Origin of the sequence: Streptomyces lateritius, assembly GCF_014649715.1 — a bacterium.
GTDB classification, from domain to species: domain Bacteria; phylum Actinomycetota; class Actinomycetes; order Streptomycetales; family Streptomycetaceae; genus Streptomyces; species Streptomyces lateritius.
Genome location: NZ_BMTO01000005.1, coordinates 291383 through 308590, shown reverse-complemented (window position 1 = coordinate 308590; position 17208 = coordinate 291383). Strand labels below are relative to the sequence as shown.

General features: G+C 72.2%; 18 protein-coding genes. 10 read left to right on the top strand and 8 right to left on the bottom strand.

Annotated elements, in window-relative coordinates:
- Positions 1 to 16: 16 nt before the first annotated feature.
- Positions 17 to 1237, bottom strand: a complete 1221-nt coding sequence (locus tag IE136_RS12465; RefSeq protein WP_189600341.1) for an RNA ligase — start codon at positions 1235 to 1237, stop codon at positions 17 to 19.
- A 661-nt stretch (positions 1238 to 1898) separates the two neighbouring features.
- Between IE136_RS12465 and IE136_RS12460 the strand changes: the two genes are divergently transcribed.
- From IE136_RS12460 to IE136_RS12445, 4 genes are all read left to right on the top strand, one after another.
- A complete protein-coding gene (locus IE136_RS12460; RefSeq protein WP_158984220.1) occupies positions 1899 to 2882 on the top strand; it encodes an endonuclease/exonuclease/phosphatase family protein in 984 nt (327 codons plus the stop codon).
- Positions 2883 to 3005: 123 nt separating this feature from the next.
- A complete protein-coding gene (locus IE136_RS12455; RefSeq protein WP_158984222.1) occupies positions 3006 to 3722 on the top strand; it encodes a flavodoxin family protein in 717 nt (238 codons plus the stop codon).
- Positions 3723 to 3842: 120 nt separating this feature from the next.
- Positions 3843 to 5117, top strand: coding sequence for a VWA domain-containing protein (locus IE136_RS12450; RefSeq protein ID WP_189600340.1), 1275 nt, complete (start codon positions 3843 to 3845; stop codon positions 5115 to 5117).
- Positions 5117 to 5971: a hypothetical protein gene (locus tag IE136_RS12445; protein ID WP_158984226.1), complete on the top strand. Its 855-nt coding sequence runs from the start codon at positions 5117 to 5119 to the stop codon at positions 5969 to 5971. Before IE136_RS12450 ends, IE136_RS12445 begins: the two co-directional genes overlap by 1 nt.
- Positions 5972 to 6076: 105 nt before the next feature.
- Here IE136_RS12445 and IE136_RS12440 read toward each other — a convergent pair whose 3' ends face one another.
- Positions 6077 to 7324, bottom strand: coding sequence for an MFS transporter (locus IE136_RS12440; RefSeq protein ID WP_189600339.1), 1248 nt, complete (start codon positions 7322 to 7324; stop codon positions 6077 to 6079).
- A 64-nt stretch (positions 7325 to 7388) separates the two neighbouring features.
- Between IE136_RS12440 and IE136_RS12435 the strand changes: the two genes are divergently transcribed.
- Entirely contained in the window at positions 7389 to 7775 is a 387-nt protein-coding gene (locus IE136_RS12435) for a MerR family transcriptional regulator (protein WP_189600338.1), read from the top strand.
- Between the two features lie 75 nt (positions 7776 to 7850).
- Here the strand turns inward: IE136_RS12435 and IE136_RS12430 are convergent, their stop codons facing one another.
- A complete protein-coding gene (locus tag IE136_RS12430; protein WP_189600337.1) occupies positions 7851 to 9125 on the bottom strand; it encodes a YncE family protein in 1275 nt (424 codons plus the stop codon).
- Between the two features lie 191 nt (positions 9126 to 9316).
- Positions 9317 to 10534 (bottom strand): MFS transporter, encoded by a 1218-nt coding sequence (locus tag IE136_RS12425; protein WP_189600336.1) that lies wholly within the window; start codon positions 10532 to 10534, stop codon positions 9317 to 9319.
- Positions 10535 to 10834: 300 nt separating this feature from the next.
- Here IE136_RS12425 and IE136_RS12420 point away from each other — a divergent pair, with 300 nt between their 5' ends.
- The gene (locus tag IE136_RS12420) at positions 10835 to 11716 is read left to right on the top strand and encodes a hypothetical protein (RefSeq protein WP_189600335.1); all 882 of its coding nucleotides are present in this window, start codon (positions 10835 to 10837) and stop codon (positions 11714 to 11716) included.
- A gap of 95 nt (positions 11717 to 11811) precedes the next feature.
- Here the strand turns inward: IE136_RS12420 and IE136_RS12415 are convergent, their stop codons facing one another.
- Positions 11812 to 12078, bottom strand: a complete 267-nt coding sequence (locus IE136_RS12415; RefSeq protein WP_158984238.1) for a hypothetical protein — start codon at positions 12076 to 12078, stop codon at positions 11812 to 11814.
- Here IE136_RS12415 and IE136_RS12410 point away from each other — a divergent pair.
- The gene (locus tag IE136_RS12410; RefSeq protein WP_189600334.1) at positions 12077 to 12739 is read left to right on the top strand and encodes an NADPH-dependent F420 reductase; all 663 of its coding nucleotides are present in this window, start codon (positions 12077 to 12079) and stop codon (positions 12737 to 12739) included. The two genes, IE136_RS12415 and IE136_RS12410, sit on opposite strands and share 2 nt — an antisense overlap.
- A 187-nt stretch (positions 12740 to 12926) precedes the next feature.
- Here IE136_RS12410 and IE136_RS12405 read toward each other — a convergent pair whose 3' ends face one another.
- Both IE136_RS12405 and IE136_RS12400 read right to left on the bottom strand, forming a co-directional pair.
- The gene (locus tag IE136_RS12405) at positions 12927 to 13916 is read right to left on the bottom strand and encodes a glutamate ABC transporter substrate-binding protein (RefSeq protein ID WP_229818800.1); all 990 of its coding nucleotides are present in this window, start codon (positions 13914 to 13916) and stop codon (positions 12927 to 12929) included.
- Between the two features lie 102 nt (positions 13917 to 14018).
- The gene (locus IE136_RS12400; protein ID WP_158984242.1) at positions 14019 to 14306 is read right to left on the bottom strand and encodes a hypothetical protein; all 288 of its coding nucleotides are present in this window, start codon (positions 14304 to 14306) and stop codon (positions 14019 to 14021) included.
- Between the two features lie 101 nt (positions 14307 to 14407).
- Between IE136_RS12400 and IE136_RS12395 the strand changes: the two genes are divergently transcribed.
- Positions 14408 to 14872: an OsmC family protein gene (locus IE136_RS12395; RefSeq protein ID WP_229818799.1), complete on the top strand. Its 465-nt coding sequence runs from the start codon at positions 14408 to 14410 to the stop codon at positions 14870 to 14872.
- A gap of 48 nt (positions 14873 to 14920) precedes the next feature.
- On the opposite strand, the gene IE136_RS12390 is transcribed toward IE136_RS12395, so the two are convergent.
- Positions 14921 to 15613, bottom strand: coding sequence for an RraA family protein (locus IE136_RS12390; RefSeq protein WP_189600333.1), 693 nt, complete (start codon positions 15611 to 15613; stop codon positions 14921 to 14923).
- A 219-nt stretch (positions 15614 to 15832) separates the two neighbouring features.
- Between IE136_RS12390 and IE136_RS12385 the strand changes: the two genes are divergently transcribed.
- Positions 15833 to 16627 carry a metallophosphoesterase gene (locus IE136_RS12385; RefSeq protein WP_158993901.1) on the top strand — a complete coding sequence of 265 codons (795 nt, stop codon included), beginning with the start codon at positions 15833 to 15835 and terminating at the stop codon, positions 16625 to 16627.
- A gap of 62 nt (positions 16628 to 16689) precedes the next feature.
- A partial coding sequence (locus tag IE136_RS12380; protein ID WP_189600332.1) for a type 1 glutamine amidotransferase domain-containing protein occupies positions 16690 to 17208 on the top strand: 519 nt, incomplete at its 3' end.

Here is a 17208-nt window from a genome sequence, read left to right as displayed (position 1 = left end):
TACTACGGGCACGGGGTCAGTTCTCCACATCGGTCGTGAACGGGTCGGACGCCTCGGGACGGACGGCGCGCCAGACGACGAGGTCGGTGGGGCGCCCGTCGAGCCGCAGGAACATGGCCGAGCGGACGGTGTCGTCGGCGGGCAGCGCCTTGACGGCCCGGGCGAACGCGCCCCGGTCGCCGGCCAGGTGGACGATGCTCCGGTACGCCTCGTCGATGGCGCGCTCGTGCGCCGCCGCCGCGTCCTCCAGGCGCGCGATCACCTCGCGTACCCATGTGTCGAACTCGTCCGGTACCTGTTCGAGGAGGGCGTCCAGGAGGCGCCCGCCGGTGGCCCGGATGCCGCCCAGTTCGGCGAGCGAGCAGCCCAGGCCCTGGGCGAGCCGCTTCGCGGACGTCCCGGCGAAGCGCTGGATGCCGTGGCTGCGCCAGATGTCCCGCTCGGTGACCCCGGTCAGGACCTTGTGCAGCCGTACGTACTCAGCCAGCTTGGCCTTCGCGCGCACCCCGGAGGCGTACCGCAGCACGAAGCCCTCGGCGTCGGTGCCGGTGGCGGCGCGGCCACCGGGGAGCGTGTTCGACTCGGTGAGCGCGAGCAGTTCGGTCATCGGCATGGCGGGCCAGGTGCGGACGACCGAGCCGATCTCCGCCCAGTCCGGGGCGGCCTCGGCGAGCGGCAGTTCCGTGCCGTCCTGTCCGAAAGCGGCGAGGAGCACCAAATCGCGGCGGTCGCCGTAGTCGACGACGATACGATTCTGCGGGTACAGAATCTCGGCGAGGTAGGTGACGCCGGGGGTCAGGGCGCGGGTGTCCCTGGCGGCGAGTCGGCGCTGGGCCCAGGTCGCCTGGGCGCTGGTGAAGGATCCCTTGGACGCGACCTGCCAGCGGCCCGCGTAGTGGAAGATCACGGCCAGGCTGCCGTCGACCTTGTCGTAGACCTCGAAGGGCTCGTCCGGCAGGGCGGGAGCGTACGGCTGACCGGCCTCGTGCTCCCCGACGTTGAAGAACTTCGGCAGCGGGAGTGCGACGATCCTTCCGGTGGTGTCGTCGGCGACGAGTCCACGGCACCGGGTGGTGACCTGATTCCAGATCCGCTCGTACTGGCACGCCCGCGTGTAGGTGTAGAGGGACAGCGGCAGCTCGGGGTGCGACTTGCGGGTGACGTGGCCGGCGTCGAGCGCCGCCGCCAGTTCCCGCGGGGGCAGCAGCTCCTGGAGAGTCAGGTACGCCTGGCTCATGGGTTCCTCCTGGTCTTGGTGACTCATTGTCACCTGCCGGAGGTCCGGGGGAACACTGCTTTTCCCGGGCCGCGCTCGGCCGCGATCGCTTCAGTTCGTGGGGGACGTTCAACGAGCGGACGAGAGCGGTCGGTTTCTGGTCGAAGCGCTTGTCGGGGCGGACGGTCTGGGACCGGAGGTGACCGTAGACCTCCAGGGAGACCAGTCCGTGCAGGTGGCCCCAGATCCGCGGAGCCGGCGCCACACCGGCGGGCGGGAGGTCCGGGAAGGCGGGCCGGACCTTGTCGAGCAGGCCGCCCTCGAAGTCGGACCAGTCGAACGCGCCGTCCGCGTGGAGCCCTTCGCGTACGGCCAGGCCGCGTCGGCGAGGCCGGCCGGGCCGGTGCGGACGCGGCGGGCGGCCTCAGGGGCGGCTCCCCCTCGGGTGCGCGGTGGCCGGGCACGGGGTCGCCGTGGGCGAGCCGGAAGCCCTCCCGGGGTGGGCGAGCACCCAGCCTCGGAACGGCCCACCGCCTCGCCGCCGGTGACCGTCCTCTCGGCATCACGGTCCTGGCGCCGGCCCCGACCGGATGACGGGGAACTGGATCTCCCTCTCCGGCGTCCCCACCACATGGTCCGGCGCGCTTGGAGTCGGAGATCCCAGAGCCGCGAGGGGGCAGGCATGAGCGAGCGGAGTGACGGTTCTTCGCGGACGCCTCGGCGACGAGGTCCGCTGACCGGAGCGGTCGCGTCCGCCGTCGCGGCCGTCGGCTGGCTGCTCCTCACGCACCACATGTGGCCCCGTCTGCCGGGGAACGCGGTCGGGTTCCTCGAGACCTTCCTCCCCTGGCTCGGCCTGGTGGTGCCGGCCGGGCTCGTCGTGGCCGCGGTCCGCCGGTCGGCCGTCGTCGCCGTGGCGTGCGTGGTGGTCGCCGCGGTCTGGGCGGTTGCCTTCCGGGAGGTGCTGCCGCCCCGGGCGGCAGCCTCCCGCGACCCCTGGGGATTGACCGTCGTCCAGCACAACGTGAGCGACGAGAACACCAGCCCGTCCCGCGTCGCCCGGATCCTCCTGGCCGCCGACCCCGATGTCGTCGCCCTGGAGGAACTGACGCCGACGAGCCTGCCCGCCTACCGCCTGGAGCTGGGCCGGACCCATCCGCATCACGCCACCGTGGGGACGGTGGGGCTGTGGTCGGCGTACCCGCTGACGGACATCGGCCGCGTCGATCTCCGGCCGCGGTCGGTCGGCACCGGCTGGGACCGCGGCCTGCGGGCGGTCGTACGCGGCCCGCGGGGGGAGGTGGCGACGTACGTGGCGCACCTGCCGTCGGTCCGGATACGGCCGACCCAGGGGTACGCCACGGGGCGGCGGGACGAGAGCGCTGCGCTGCTGGGGCGGGCGCTGGAGAAGGAACGGTCCCGCGCGGTACTGGTCCTCGGTGACCTCAACGGCACCGTCGACGACCGCGGGCTGGCTCCCGTCCTGTCCCAGGTGCGCGGCAACCGCGAGGAGTGGGCCTTCAGCTGGCCGGCCGGCGTGCCGCTGGCGCGTATCGACCACGTCCTGGCGCGCGGCGCGGAGGTCACCGCGACCTGGGCCCTGCCTGCCACGGGGAGCGACCACCTGCCCGTGGCCGCGCACGTCCGGTTCCCTGGCCGCGTCTGAGACCGCTGTCCGGGGCTCATGCCTTCGGGTGCCCCCCGGTGGCCCGGCCGGGCGGTCGCACGGAGGCTGAAGATGCGCTCCGCGCTCCCGCCCCCGCCCGCCCCACCCGCCAGGAGACGGCCGATGTCCGCGACCGCGTACCGCTATGACGACCTGAGCGCCCTCTACCTCAACTGCACCCTCAAGCGCTCCCCCGAGGTCAGCAACACGGAGGGGCTGATCGAGCGCAGCAGGTCCGTGATGGAGCGGCAGGGCGTGCGGACCTCGCTGGTGCGGGCCGTCGACCTCGACATCGCGACCGGGGTGTGGCCCGACATGACCGAGCACGGGTGGGCGTCGGACGCCTGGCCCGCGCTGTACGAGCAGGTGATGGCGGCCGACATCCTGGTGCTCTGCGGTCCGATCTGGCTCGGTGACAACAGCTCGGTGATGAAGCAGGTGATCGAACGGCTGTACGCGTGCTCCAGCCTCCTCAACAGCCGGGGTCAGTACGCCTATTACGGCCGGGCCGGCGGGTGTCTGATCACCGGGAACGAGGACGGGGTCAAGCACTGCTCGATGAACGTGCTCTACAGCCTGCAGCATCTCGGCTATGTCATCCCGCCGCAGGCGGACGCGGGCTGGATCGGCGAGGCCGGGCCGGGGCCGTCGTATCTCGATCCCGGCTCCGGAGGCCCCGAGAACGACTTCACCAACCGCAACACCTCCTTCATGGCGTGGAACCTGATGCATCTGGCGGCGATGCTCAAGCGGGCGGGTGGCGTTCCGGCGCACGGGAATCAGCGCACCGCCTGGGACGCGGGCTGCCGTGCCGACTTCCCGAACCCCGAACACCGCTGACACGGACGCTGTCGCGACCGTCCGGCCGACCGCCCACCCGAACGGGCGCCGGCGCGTACATCCGTCCCGCTGCTGGACACCGTTTTGGATTGTCGGACGATCATCCCTACGATCCGGCAGATGATCACGAGAAAACGGCTGGCGACCGGAGCATGCGCCCTGCTCGCCGCCCTGGCCGCCGGGCTCTTCCCCACCGGCGCGGCCGCCGACGAACCGGCGGCCAAGGAATCTCCCAAGGTGGAACTGGTCCTCGACGTCAGCGGCTCGATGCGGGCGCGGGACATCGACGGCCAGTCCCGGATGGCTGCCGCCAAGCAGGCGTTCAACGAGGTGCTGGACGCGGTGCCCGAAGAGGTTCAGCTCGGCATACGCACCCTCGGCGCCGACTACCCCGGGCAGGACCGGCAGAAGGGGTGCAAGGACACCCGGCAGCTGTATCCGGTCGGCCCGCTCGACCGGACCGAGGCGAAGACCGCAGTCGCCACGCTGGCGCCCACCGGCTGGACCCCGATCGGCCCGGCCCTGCTGGGGGCGGCGGAGGACCTCAAGGGCGGTGATGCCACCCGCCGGATCGTGCTCATCACGGACGGGGAGGACACGTGCGCCCCGCTCGACCCCTGCGAAGTGGCGCGTGACATCGCCGCTCGCGGCATCCACCTCACCATCGACACGCTGGGCCTGGTGCCGAACGCCAAGATCCGGCAGCAGCTGACGTGCATCGCGGAGGCGACCGGCGGCACCTACACCTCCGTCCGCCACACCGAGGAACTCTCCAAGCGAGTACGCCAGTTGGTGGAACGCGCGGCGGACCCGGTCGTCACCCCGGTGGCCACCGAGGGTACGGACCGGTGCACCGACGCCCCGCAGCTCAAGCCCGGTCTCTTCACCGACCGGGAGACCTTCGGCCAGCACCGCTGGTACCGGGTGGACGTCCTGCCCGGGCAGGAGCTGCGGGCCTCGGTGAGCGTGTCGGCCGACCGCGCCGTCAACGACGACTACGGCGTCCTGCTGCGCGCGGTGACCGTGCGCGGCCGGGAGATCGTCCGGGGTTCCGAGGCGGGCCACGGCCGCACGGACGTGATCTCGACCGGGCTGCGCTACCCCAAGCCGCCGCTCGACGACGCCGACGGGGACGCGAAGCCGGCCGCGGAGACCGTCTGCCTCCAGGTCAGCAACTCGTTCTCCGCGCCGCCCGGTGTCAAGACGACTCCCGGCATGCCGATCGAGCTCGCCGTCGACCTCGTCGACGCGCCCGAGGAGGCCTCCGACGTGGCCGCCTTCGGTCTCGGCCGCGGCTGGTGGCTGCTGGCCGTGCTGGTACTGGCCGGTTTCGTGGGCGGTCTGCTGTGGGGCTGGCTGTCCCGCTGGCGCGTCGCCGTCTGGAGGACCAACTGATGCGTACCGTACGCGCGCTGACCGCCGCACTGCTGGCAGGAGCCGGTCTCCTGACGGGAGCCGGGCTGCTCGGCCCGGCCGTTCCCGCGCTCGCCGACACGCCCTCCCCGAGCGGCAGCGCGAGCACCGCCGCGGAAGCGGCCGCGGGGCCGACGGAGGCGGGGACCACCTTCCGTACCGCCGCCGCCTTCCGGCAGGGCCGGCAGGCCACCGCCGAGGCGTCGACGGGCGACTACCTCTACTGGGTCTTCCCCGCGGACACCGGACAGCGCCCCACCGTGTCGGCCTCGGTCACCCTGCCCGAGGCCGCCGCCCGCCACGGCTCCTCGACCTGGCGGATCGACGTCTACGACGGTCTGCGCCGCCGTCAGCCCTGTATGTACGGGATGCAGTCGCGGACCGTGCCGAAGGAGGCGCCGGCCGTGGAGCTGTCCTGCACGCTGCGTACGGTCCGCCCCTGGGCCGACGCGTGGGACAACGACGCACTGCCGGGCAGCTATTACGTACGGCTGACGGTGACGGGACTTCCGGAGGAGGATCTCGGCCAGCCGTTCGCGGCCAGGATCGGCGCGGTCTCCGTCGACCAGGGTGGCGCGTACGCGGGCGGCGGCTCGCTCGCCGCGCCGCTGGTGCCCGGTGCCACGACCGAGGACGCGGCGGAGGCGGAGGCCGGTGCCTCGACGCCGTCGGCGGTCGAGGCGCGGGCTCCTGAGGACGGCTGGTCCTCCGGCTGGTGGTCGGACCGCTGGGTCTGGACGGCGGTGGGCGGTGTGCTCGGCGCACTGGCCGGGATCGGCGGGCACGCGCTGACCCGCGGCTCCGGGCGCCCTTCCCGGGTACCGCCGGCCGTCTGACATGAGCGGGGAGCGGCCACGGCTCGTCCTCGAGGACGGGCCGTGGCCGCTCGCCGTATCCCGCGGCTCGTCCCTCGGCTCACGCCCTGGCCGCATCCGCTCGGCTCATCCCTCGTCTCGGGGTCGCCGCGCGGGAAACGCATGGGTACGGGCGGCCGTCACCACGATCAGGACCGGCAGCAGGAGCACGAGCACACTCCACGGCAGGGCGCCCGCTCCGAGGCGGTCGAGGAGGAGCCCGCCGGCCACTCCGCCGCCCGCCATGGCCGCGTTCCAGAGACTGACCAGCATGGTCTGGGCGGTGTCCGCCGCGTCGCCGCCCGCGTCTCCCACGGCGGTCTGCAACAGCGTCGGCGCTCCTCCCCACCCGAGCCCCCACAGCAGCGCCGCCCCGTACACCAGGACGCCGTTGCCGGACGGTACGGCCAGGACGGCGGCCGCGACGGCGAAGAGGACCGTGCCCGCGAGGGTCAGGGCCCGCAGCCGGCGATCGATGTGCAGGCCGGTGAACCAGATGCTGACGAGTGAGGCGCCGCCGAAGACCAGGAGGACGAGCCCGGTGGAGTCACCCATGCCGAGGTGGTCGAGGAAGGCGGCGACGTAGGTGTAGAGGACGGTGTGGGCCAGGACGAGGACGAGGGTGACGAACAGGACCGCTGCCACGCCGGGGAGCGCGAGGGTACGCCGGAGCGGTGCCCGGCCGCCCCTGGGCTCGCCGGGATGGTCCGGGACGGTGAGCACGATCCAGGCGATCAGCACGAGGGCGAGGGCGGTCATGAGGAGGAACGTCACCTGCCAGCCCAGCGCGGCGCCGAGGAAGGTCCCGGCGGGAACGCCGAGGGCGAGGGCGACCGGAATGCCGGTCATGACGACGGCGATCGCCTTGCCCTGGAGGTGCACGGGCGCCAGGCGGCGGGCGTAGCCGGCGAGCAGGGACCAGGCCAGACCGGCGGCGACGCCGGCGAGGAACCGGGCGGCCATCGTCAGCGGGTAGTGGGTGGAGACGGCGGTGACCGTGTTGGCGACCGCGAAGCCGGCGACCGCCGTGAGCAGCAGACGCTTGCGGCGCCAGCCGGCCGTGGCCGCGGCCAGCGGGATCGCGGTGAGCGCGGTCCCGACGGCGTAGATGGTGACCGACTGGCCCATCGCCGCCTCGCCGACGCCGAGATCGGCGCTCATCGCGGGCAGGACGCCGGCGGGCAGGGTCTCGGTCAGGCTCGTGGTGAAGACGGCCGTTGCCAGGGCGAGGAGGGCGGGGAGTGGCAGTTTTCCGGCGGGCCGGACGGTCTCGGCGCCCGCGGCCCGCGCGGCGCGTCCGGAGGAACCGGCTTTCTGTACCGTGTGGTTGCTCATGCCACGTATGCTGAAACCTTCACATTGATGTGAAGGTCAAGCGACATCACGTGAGGTGGACCACATGCGCATCGGAGAGCTGTCGGAGCGCACCGGAACTCCGCGCAGGCTGCTGCGCTACTACGAGGAGCAGGGCCTCATCGTCGCCGATCGCACGCCGAACGGCTACCGCGCCTACGACGAGCCGAACGTGGACCGGGTCCTGCAGATCCGAGGCCTGCTCGACGCGGGGCTGCCGACACGCATCATCAAGCAGATCCTGCCGTGCCTCGACAAACCCCGGATCATCCACTTCTCCGACGCCACCCCGGAGATGCTCGCCACCCTGGAGAGCGAGCGGGACCGGATGACGGAGCGCATCCGGTTCCTGACCCGCAACCGTGACGCGGTGGCCGAGTATCTGGACGCGGTACGCGAGAAGTTGGTGGCACAGTCCCCCGCCGCGGGATGACGTCACCACGCGGCGGGCTCGGCGCGAAGGGGCTCGCGGTGGAAGGGTTCTGCATGTGCGGCGTGAGCGGCGGGTTCAGCGCGCGGCGGGGCCGGTCCAGTCGGCCGGGACGTGGGCGAGGCGGACGCGCTGGGGGTGGTCGCCGACGGCGACCGAGGCGACGGCGCGTCCGGTGGCGAAGTCGATCGCCGTCACTCGGTCGGCGCCGCTCTCCGAGATGACGCACGCGCGGCCGTCGCCGCTGACCGTGGCCCAGTAAGGCTTCGCGGCCTGGACCAGCGGCCCCTCCCGCAGCGTGGTGCGGTCGACGACGGTGGCGTAGTCGTCCATCGTGGCGGCGACGCAGAGCCGTTCCCCGTCGGGGCTCATGGACATGCCGTGGTGACGGGAGTCGTTGACCCAGGTGGTGCGGTCGGGGTCGGTGGCCGGGTTCTGCGGGAGCGTCTTGACGCGGGTGATGCGGTCGGTGGCGACGTCGTACTCGAGGAAACCGTTGAAGAACGACACCTGGAAGTAGAGCGTCGACTCGTCCGGGGTGAAGGCGACCGGCCGCACGGCGTCGGACAGGTCCTTGCGACCGAAGGCGTCGAGCCGCGCCCGCATGTCGATGACGCGTACCTGCTCGAAGGTACGGGCGTCGACGACGGTGATGCGGCGGTCGCCCTTGGTCCAGTCGAGGGCGGGGGCGTCGAGGGCCGTGGTGACCTCACCGATGGACATGTTCCACAGGTGCCGGCCGTCGGCGGTGAAGACGTTCTCGTGCGGCTTGTCCCCGGTGGCGAAGGAGCCGAGCTCCTTGCCCGTGGCGATGTCGAGGACGTGGACGGTGTTGGAGGTGGAGGCCGAGACGGCGACACGGGTGCCGTCGGGCGAGACGGCCATGTGGTCGGCTCGGAAACCCGACACGGGGAAGCGCCAGTTGAGCGCGCCCGTCCGCAGGTCGATCGAGACGACGTCGGCGAAGCTGGGGCGGGAGACGACGATGGCCGAGCCGTCCGGCGTGGCGTACATGTCGTCGACGAACTGGTCGTGCCCCTCGCCGGGGCCCTGACGGATGCCGAGGAAGAACGCGAGCTTCACCGGGTTGAGCCCGATCTCCCACATGCGGCGGTTGCGGTCGGGGATGACGTCGATCCGGGCGATGCGGGAGAAGTCGCCGGTGGACTCGATGACGTCGGCGGTGCCGTCCCAGTTGTTCCCCACGAACATCACCTCTCGCAGCCCGGCCGGGGCCGGAGCCGGGGCCGGGGCCGCGGTCACCGTCCCCCCGCTGCCGAGGGCGAGCGCGAGCGCGGCGGTGAGCGAGCCGAGGAGGAGTCGACGCGCGATACGCGTCCGGGGAGCGGACATCGTTGTTCCTTCCGGGAGACCGTTCGACCTCAACTGCCCCTCCAGCGAGGGCAACTTACCCGACGGTAAGGAGTTGTCGCGCCCACCACAAGACGTAGGTGGGGCAGAAGTCGCGGACCGTACGACGCCACCCCGCCCGATGGGTGGGGTGGCGCGGCCTCTCCAGGGGAGCCGGGGGCAGGGGAAAGGCGTCAGCCGCGGGCCGCCAGGGCGGGCTCGGCGACCGCCCCGCCGGCCGGTGCGTCCGGCACCTGTCCGGCCGGGCCCGAGCGGCGCTCCAGAGCGGCCGAGACCACGGCCAGGACCAGTGCGGAGCCGGCGAGCACGGCGCCCACCCAGTTCGGGGCGGTGAAGCCGAGGCCGGCGGCGATGACCACGCCGCCGAGCCAGGCGGCGAGCGCGTTGCCCAGGTTGAAGGCGCCGATGTTCACCGCGGACGCCAGCGTCGGGGCGCCGAGGGCCTGGTCCAGGACCCGCTTCTGCAGCGGCGGCACCGTCGCGAAGCCGAGCGCGCCGATCAGGGTGACGGTGACGGCGGCGAGAACCTTGTGGTGCGCGGTGACCGTGAAGAGGCCGAGCACAAGGGCGAGGGCGCCCAGGGACACGTAGAGGATCGGCATCAGCCGGCGGTCGGCGTACCGGCCGCCGATCAGGTTGCCGAGGACCATGCCGAGGCCGAAGAGGACGAGCAGCCAGGTCACGGAGGGCTCGGCATAACCGGCGACCTCGGTCATCATCGGTGTGATGTAGGTGATCGCGGCGAAGACACCGCCGAAGCCGAGCACGGTCATGGCCATGGCGAGCAGTACCTGGGCGTTCTTGAACGCGGCCAGCTCGTGGCGCAGCCGCACGCCCTCGGGGCGGGGCAGGTCCGGGACGAGCCTGGCGATGCCGAGCAGTCCGACGACACCGAGCGCGGCGACGATCAGGAAGGTCACGCGCCAGCCGACGGCCTGGCCGACGAACGTGCCGCCCGGGACACCGACGACGTTGGCGACCGTCAGCCCGGTGAACATCATCGCGATGGCCCCGGCCTTCTTCTCGGGCGCCACGAGCTCCGCCGCCACGACGGAGCCGATGCCGAAGAACGCGCCGTGCGCGAGCGAGGCCACGACCCGGCCGGCGAGCATCACCCCAAAGGTTGGCGCGAGCGCCGAGAGCACGTTGCCGACGACGAACAGCGCCATCAGCAGCATCAGCATCCGCTTGCGGGAGATCTTGGTGCCGAGGACGGACATCAGCGGGGCGCCGATGACGACACCCAGGGCGTAGCCGGTCACCAGGAGTCCGGCGGCGGGGATCGACACCCCGTATTCGGCGGCGACCTGGGGCAACAGCCCCATGATCACGAATTCCGTGGTGCCGATGCCGAAGGCTCCGATCGCGAGGGCGAGGAGGGCGAGAGGCATGGAGGGGTCCACCTTCTCCGTACGAGTGGGGTCGCGCGCACCTCTTCGTTGCGGGAGCGCTTTACTTGCGTCCACCATAATTGCACGCGCATTTACTTGCAAGCGCGGGCTAAATCGGGGGAAGCGTGGCCGCCGGCGTCGGGCCCCTGCGATACTCGGCCGTCATCGTTCGAGGGGGAGCGTCACGTGTTGACCTGAGGGGTACGGATATCCAGTGCGCTCGCCTTCACGGGGGCAGCGTCGCTGAGCCTGTGGGTCGCGGGGCTGCCGGCCGACGTCCCGCTGCCCGCTTCCGGGCTCGTGGCAACGGCCTGGACCGTGATCGGCCTGATCTGGCTGCGGGTCGTCGCGCTCTGGATCTGGTGGTCCGACGACAACTACTACTGGATGCCGCATCAGTGGTCCGACGCGAAGAGGTCCGGGGCACGGCCGGATTCCCTGGAGAAGGGCACGGGCGACGGACGTCGGCAGCGGATGTCCGTGCTCCGGCGGCCGGCGGCGTACGAGTACGAGAGCGTGCCCTGGGTGTACTCGCGGCAGGCCGCCGTCTGGCTGCTGATGCTGGTTTCCCTCGCGGCGCTGAGCGCGCTCGGCGAGTCACACGCGTCGCAGTATGTCCGCTCGGTGGTCCAGGCCGGAGCCGCCTACTCGACAGCCACAGTGGCCGAGGTCGCCGACCTCACGGTGATGCGCGACGACGAGGACAAAGTGACGGGCCACTACGCCACGCTGACCCTGACCCTCCCGGACGGCAACCGGATCCGCTCGCAGGGCGCCTACACGGAGAACAGGCCGAAACCCGGCGACCGGGTCAAGACGCTCTGGGCACCCACCGCACCCGAGTTGGGCGGCGTGGTGAAGGCGGGCGAACCCCTCGGCCGCTACCCGGACCGCGACTGGGGACTCACGCTGACCGGGGCGGCCGTCCTGGTGTTGCCCTTGATCCTGGTGCTTGCTCTCATGCTTCCGACAGCGATCGGGGCGGAGGCGGACAGCCTCCAGGAACAGGCGTGGTCCCCGATCGCCCAGACCGTGCACGCCACCGTCGTCACCGGCGTGTTGCTGGCGACCCTGCCCTACCTCTCGGGAACGTTCTCCCATGGCGCCGTTCCCCTCGTGACGGCGGGCTTCGGTCTGCTGACCCTCTACATCGTCATGCCGATCCGGGCGCTGGTCGCCTGACCGCCCCTCGGTGGTGAGCAAGGGCGGCCACCGTCGCGCGGCGAGCGCGGCCGCGTCCCCACCACACCGCGTTGTCAGACCCCGAAGTCGGCGAGCTACCGTCGCTCGCGGGAGCCGACATGACGCAGGCGTGCCGGGTCCTGCGGGACGCGGTGAGCGGGACGCGGTGAGCGGGACGCGACCGGCGGGCTCGCCCGGATCTCGGCCGGGCCCTCCCGTACGTCCGCGACCGCGCAGTTGGCCAGCGCCTCGACGACCGCTCTCACCGTCACCGACGGCGGCGCGCGGGAATAGGTGCAGGGGGCCCGCAGTTCTGCCCTGGCGTGGCACTCCGCCGCACCCGCTCGGAAGGAAGCTCCCATGAAGATCGGCATCATCGGCGCAGGCAACATCGGCGGCAACCTCACCCGCCGTCTCACGGCCCTCGGGCACGACGTCTCCGTCGCCAACTCCCGCGGACCCGAGACCCTCGCCGCGCTGGCCGAGCAGACCGGCGCCACCCCGGTCACCGTCTCCGAGGCGGCGCGCGGCGCCGAGATCGTCGTGGTCACCGTCCCGCTGAAGGCGGTCCCCGACCTGCCGTCCGGGCTCTTCGACGGCGCGGCGGAGGGCTTCGCCGTCATCGACACCGGGAACTACTACCCCCGTCAGCGCGACGGCCGGATCGCCGCGATCGAGGACGACGGCCTCACCGAGAGCCGCTGGACCGAGCGGCACCTGGGCCACCCCGTGATCAAGGCCTTCAACGGCACCTACGCCGACGACATCCTCGACAAGCCGCGCCCTGCCGGCGACCCGGAGCGGATCGCCCTGCCGGTGGCGGGCGACGACGAGGTGGCCAAGAAGGCCGTACGGAACCTCATCGACGAGCTCGGCTTCGACACCGTCGACGCGGGCGGCATCGACGAGTCCTGGCGCCAGCAGCCCGGCACCCCCGTCTACGGCCTGCGCGGCGGTGTCGAGGCGGTCACCAACGCCCTTGCGGACGCGTCCCCGGAGCGCTTGGAGGCCTTCCGAGGCTAGGCCGTGTCCGTAAAGTCCCGCCTGGCCTGCGGGCAGACGGCGCTACTTTCCGGACACGACCGAGGGGTGTCTTGTGGATCAGGCCGAGCCCGACAAGACCCACAAGCCCCCCAGCGGCTCCGCCACGAGCCGACTGGGACGGGCACGCCCCCCGATCGAGCGCCGCTCACGGCCGGTGGGCGCCGTGTCAATCGGTGTACTGGGCGCGCGGTGGTGCCTGGGGGCGGGCCCCCAGGGTCGGTGCGAGCCACTTGTCGTACGAGATCATCCACGGGCTGCGCCCGCCGCCCTCGCGGTAGTCCTCCAGGACCGCGTTGACGCGGCGGACCAGGTCGGTGTCGTCCTTGTTCATGGCGACCCCGTACAGCGCGGTGTCCAGGCGTGGCCCGACCAGTCGCACCGTGGGGTCCTGTGCGGCGAGCCCGGCGGCGAGGGTGGCGTGGGTGAGGATGGCGTCGGCCTTCCCCTGCTGGAGCTCGACGAGGCAGTCGAGATGGCTCGCGGTCTCGACGGCCCGGGCGCCCGTGCCGGACGTGCGCAGCAGTTCGGCGGCCGAGCTGCCCTTGCCGAGACAGACCCGGCGACCGCGCAGCCGCTCGTCGAATCCCGTGATCGGTGAGCCTTCGGGCACGAGGAGTCGATGCCCGGTCTCGAAGTAGACGCTGGAGAAGGCGACCTCGGTCAGGCGCTCGCAGGTGATGCTCATGGTGCGCACGATGACGTCCACCTGCCGGGCCTTCAGGCGGGCGATCCGCTGGCCGGGTGGCATGCTGACGAAGCGGACGGTGGCGTCGGGGCCGAGGATGTCGCGGGCGATCGCCCGGACGAGATCGACGTCGAAGCCGACCGGTTCGCGGGTGTACGGGTCCCGCGAACCCCAGAGGTAGCTGTTCAGGTCGACACCGGCGACGAGATGGCCCCGTTCGCGGATGCGCCTCACGGCCGGGCCGTCCACGCGCGAGGGGCGCGGACTCGCCCGCCTCGGATCGCAGGACGGCGCGCGGGCGGCCGGAGCTGCCAAGGGCCGGGCGGTCTCCTCGCGGACGGTGGGCGGTTCGGCCGTCACGGCGGCGGCCGGCACCGCGACCAGCACCGACGACAGGAGCGCCGCCCACAGTGCGGCCCGCCTCCCCGCCGGCCCCCGCACCCGCCGGCCCGCCCTGGCTCCAGCAGTCACACGCCCCACCCCCGCCCAGCCGACTCCCACCCCTCAAGGCTACGCATGGTGACCCCAACACGCAGGCCTGCGCGCAGAGTTGTACTCAGGTTGAGGAAATCTTCACCGACCACGCAGGCCGGGGAGGGAGACGAGGGACCGTGCGGGGACGCCGCGACGCACCCGCGCGGTGCGCAGCGCCCGGCCGCCGCAGGTGCGCAGCTGGGAGCGGGAGAGACGGGCTCGCTGTCCCCCACTGGTGATCAGCGCGTTCACCGGGGCCATCGGGTCGGCGCCCACCGACTTGGCCAGCAGCACACCGACGACGAGCGGGAACAGCGCCACTGCCAGCGCCGAGCCGGTGGTGGTGACGTGCTGCATACGGCGGTTGCGCCGGGCGTCCGAGGTCATGGTCACCATTCCACCGGAACGGCCCGCCGCGGGCATCGTACGAGGTACTCAGTCCGCCCGTCCCCCATACTCATGGATCGGGTCGATCGCACCGTACGCAGATGAACGAAGGAGCCCCCGTCGCCATGGCCGACTACCGCATCGAGACCGTCCGCAACGGCTACCGGCAGTGGACCGCCCGCAACGATCGCGGCGCGGAGGTGCGGATGGGGGCGGCGGACGACCCGGACGCGCAGCCGTCGTTCACTCCGGTCGAGCTGTTGCTCGCGGCGATGGGCGGCTGCGGGGGCATGGTGGTGGACCGTACGGCCCGTGCGGTCGAGCACGAGGACCTGAAGATCGTGGTGGAGTCGGTCTCGGGGCCGGAGGACGACGGCCGGGTGGGGCGGATCAGGGTGAGTTACGAGTTCGAGCTGCCCGAGAGCAATCCCCGGGCGGCTGAGGTCTTCGCGCGCGGGGTGCGGCTGACGCACGAGAAGTTCTGCACCGTGAGCCGGACGGTCGAGCACGGGGCGGCGGTGGAGGCGGTGCTCCCGGACGGGACGGTCGGCTTCCGGGCCGGCTGAGCCCCCCAGCCCCGGCTCCGGACCCGTCGTGCGCTTCCGGCAGCGTGGTCACTCCTCGATGGCGCCGCCGATCCGGCGCAGGTGCTGCCGGAAGGTGTACGACGGGTCCGCGTCCCGGCGGGCGAGGTAGTCGTCGAACCGCGTCTGGGCGCGCAACGTCTCACCGGCCCTGATCCGACGGGCCTGTTCGCGCTCCGTACGGTGGATGGCGTGCGCCGCCTCCAGGACGGCGTCGACCCGGTCCGCCGCCACGAAAAGCACACCGTCGTCGTCGCCGAAGACGACATCGGCGGAGCTGACGAGGTGCTCGCCGAAGCGTGCGGTGCGCAGCGCCTCCGGCCCGCGCGCGTCCACCCGGACGGGGCCGGGCGCGTGGCGGCCGTAAGAGAAGACGGGCAGCCCGATCTCCACGAGATCGGGCGTGTCACGGTGCAGACCCCACACGGCCAGGCCGGTGACACCGGCGGCTTCCGCCTCCAGGACGGCGAGGTCGCCGACGCACGCCTCGTCCACGCGGCCGCCGTTGTCGATGACGAGGACGTCACCGGGTTCGGCACCGGTGAACGCCTCCAGGAACACGTCGACGCTGCCGTAGTGGCGGGCGGGCAGCACGCGACCGGCGACGCGCTGCCCGGGGACGACGGGAGCGACACCGGCGGGAGCGGCCCTCAGGGGTTCACCGAGCCGCACGCAGGCGTCGGCGACGAGGGGCGTGGAGAGGTCGGCGAATTCCTTCAGCATCGTGATGCTCCCATCTCCGGCGGGGGACTTGGTGTGCGTCGCGCGATGGTAGCGCCCGAGCCGAGCGCGGGTGGCGCGTCGCCAGGGCGGGTTTCCGGGCAGGCCACCGGAGTGTGTGTGGCCCGCGCGGTGGCCGCGGGCCGCGTCATAGGTTCGCGCGGGGACGGAGCGGCCGTCCGCCGACTCGCGCGTCTCCGCGCCGGAGAGGGGTTCACCACCGTGATCGTGATCGCGCATCTCAGTGACATCCACATCGACAGCTCGCCGCGCAGCGCCGAGCGGACCAGGGCCGTGATGGCCTATCTGGAATCGCTGCACGTGGACCTGGACGCGGTCGTGGTGACCGGCGACATCGCCGACCACGGCCTGGAGTCGGAGTACGCACGGGTACGGGAGCTGCTGCGCACCCGGCATCCGCTGCTGGTCTGCCCCGGCAACCACGACCGGCGCGACGCCTTCCGCGAGGTGCTCCTGGGCGCGCCCCCCGCCGCCCGGCCGGGCACGCCCGTGAACCAGGTGCTGCGCCGGGACGGCTTCGTCCTTGCGCTGTGCGACTCGTCCGTGCCTGGCGAGGACGAGGGGTTCCTGGCGGACGAGACGCTCGACTGGCTGGACGGCGTGCTGGACGAGACGCCCGACGGGGTGCCCGTCCTTGTCGGGTTCCACCATCCGCCGACCGCGCTGGGGATGCCGTTCGTCGACGGCATCCGACAGTTCGGCGAGGACCGGCTCGCCGAGCGGACCGCAAGCAGGCCCGGCATCGCCGCGTTCCTCTGCGGGCACGCCCACACCGCCGCCGCGACCACGTTCGCGGGCCGCCCGCTGCTGGTGGCACCCGGCGTGATCTCGTCGTCGAAGCTCCCCTGGGAGCCGTACGAGCACCCGAACGACCATGTCTACCGGGACGAGATGGCACCGTCGCTCGCCTTTCACGTCCTCGACGAAGGGCGGATCACCACCCATTTCCGGAGCGTTCCCCTCCGTGAGCCCGTTGAGTTCGGCAGGGCCGTTTAGCGGCGCGCACTCCGGTGAGACGCCTGGAGAGGTACCGACGCCATGGAAAGGGAGGAGCGGCCGTGTCCCTCGACGGAAAGAACGTCCTCGTCATCACGACGAACTACGGCACGGAGCAGGAGGAGCTGAAAAAGCCGGTCGCGGCGCTGCGCGAGGCAGGCGCCCGGGTCACCGTGGCCGCGAAGAAGCCCGAGCCGATCCGGACACTGGTCTCGGACGAGAGGCCGGGCGAGGCGATACGGCCCGAGACGACGTACGCGGAGGTCTCGGCCGACCGGTACGACGCGGTGATCGTCCCCGGCGGGACCATCAACGCGGACCATCTTCGCGTCGACACGACGGCCCAGCGGCTGTTGACGGACTTCGCCAAGGCCGGAAAGACGGTGGCCGCCATCTGCCACGGGCCATGGCTGCTCATCGACAGCGGACTCGCGCGTGACCGGGAGCTGACGTCGTACCCGACGCTCCGTACGGACGTGACGAACGCGGGCGGAACCTGGGTCGACCGGAATGTCGTGGTCGACGAGTCCGGTGGCTACCGGCTCATCACCTCGCGCAAGCCGTCCGACCTGCAGCCCTTC

Excerpts from the sequence above, each read along its gene's own strand:
- IE136_RS12465 (WP_189600341.1), bottom strand. The coding sequence starts at position 1,237 with ATGAGCCAGGCGTACCTGACTCTCCAGGAGCTGCTGCCCCCGCGGGAA.
- IE136_RS12460 (WP_158984220.1), top strand. The coding sequence starts at position 1,899 with ATGAGCGAGCGGAGTGACGGTTCTTCGCGGACGCCTCGGCGACGAGGT.
- IE136_RS12455 (WP_158984222.1), top strand. The coding sequence starts at position 3,006 with ATGTCCGCGACCGCGTACCGCTATGACGACCTGAGCGCCCTCTACCTC.
- IE136_RS12450 (WP_189600340.1), top strand. The coding sequence starts at position 3,843 with ATGATCACGAGAAAACGGCTGGCGACCGGAGCATGCGCCCTGCTCGCC.
- IE136_RS12445 (WP_158984226.1), top strand. The coding sequence starts at position 5,117 with ATGCGTACCGTACGCGCGCTGACCGCCGCACTGCTGGCAGGAGCCGGT.
- IE136_RS12440 (WP_189600339.1), bottom strand. The coding sequence starts at position 7,324 with ATGAGCAACCACACGGTACAGAAAGCCGGTTCCTCCGGACGCGCCGCG.
- IE136_RS12435 (WP_189600338.1), top strand. The coding sequence starts at position 7,389 with ATGCGCATCGGAGAGCTGTCGGAGCGCACCGGAACTCCGCGCAGGCTG.
- IE136_RS12430 (WP_189600337.1), bottom strand. The coding sequence starts at position 9,125 with ATGTCCGCTCCCCGGACGCGTATCGCGCGTCGACTCCTCCTCGGCTCG.
- IE136_RS12425 (WP_189600336.1), bottom strand. The coding sequence starts at position 10,534 with ATGCCTCTCGCCCTCCTCGCCCTCGCGATCGGAGCCTTCGGCATCGGC.
- IE136_RS12410 (WP_189600334.1), top strand. The coding sequence starts at position 12,077 with ATGAAGATCGGCATCATCGGCGCAGGCAACATCGGCGGCAACCTCACC.
- IE136_RS12415 (WP_158984238.1), bottom strand. The coding sequence starts at position 12,078 with ATGGGAGCTTCCTTCCGAGCGGGTGCGGCGGAGTGCCACGCCAGGGCA.
- IE136_RS12400 (WP_158984242.1), bottom strand. The coding sequence starts at position 14,306 with ATGACCTCGGACGCCCGGCGCAACCGCCGTATGCAGCACGTCACCACC.
- IE136_RS12395 (WP_229818799.1), top strand. The coding sequence starts at position 14,408 with ATGAACGAAGGAGCCCCCGTCGCCATGGCCGACTACCGCATCGAGACC.
- IE136_RS12390 (WP_189600333.1), bottom strand. The coding sequence starts at position 15,613 with ATGCTGAAGGAATTCGCCGACCTCTCCACGCCCCTCGTCGCCGACGCC.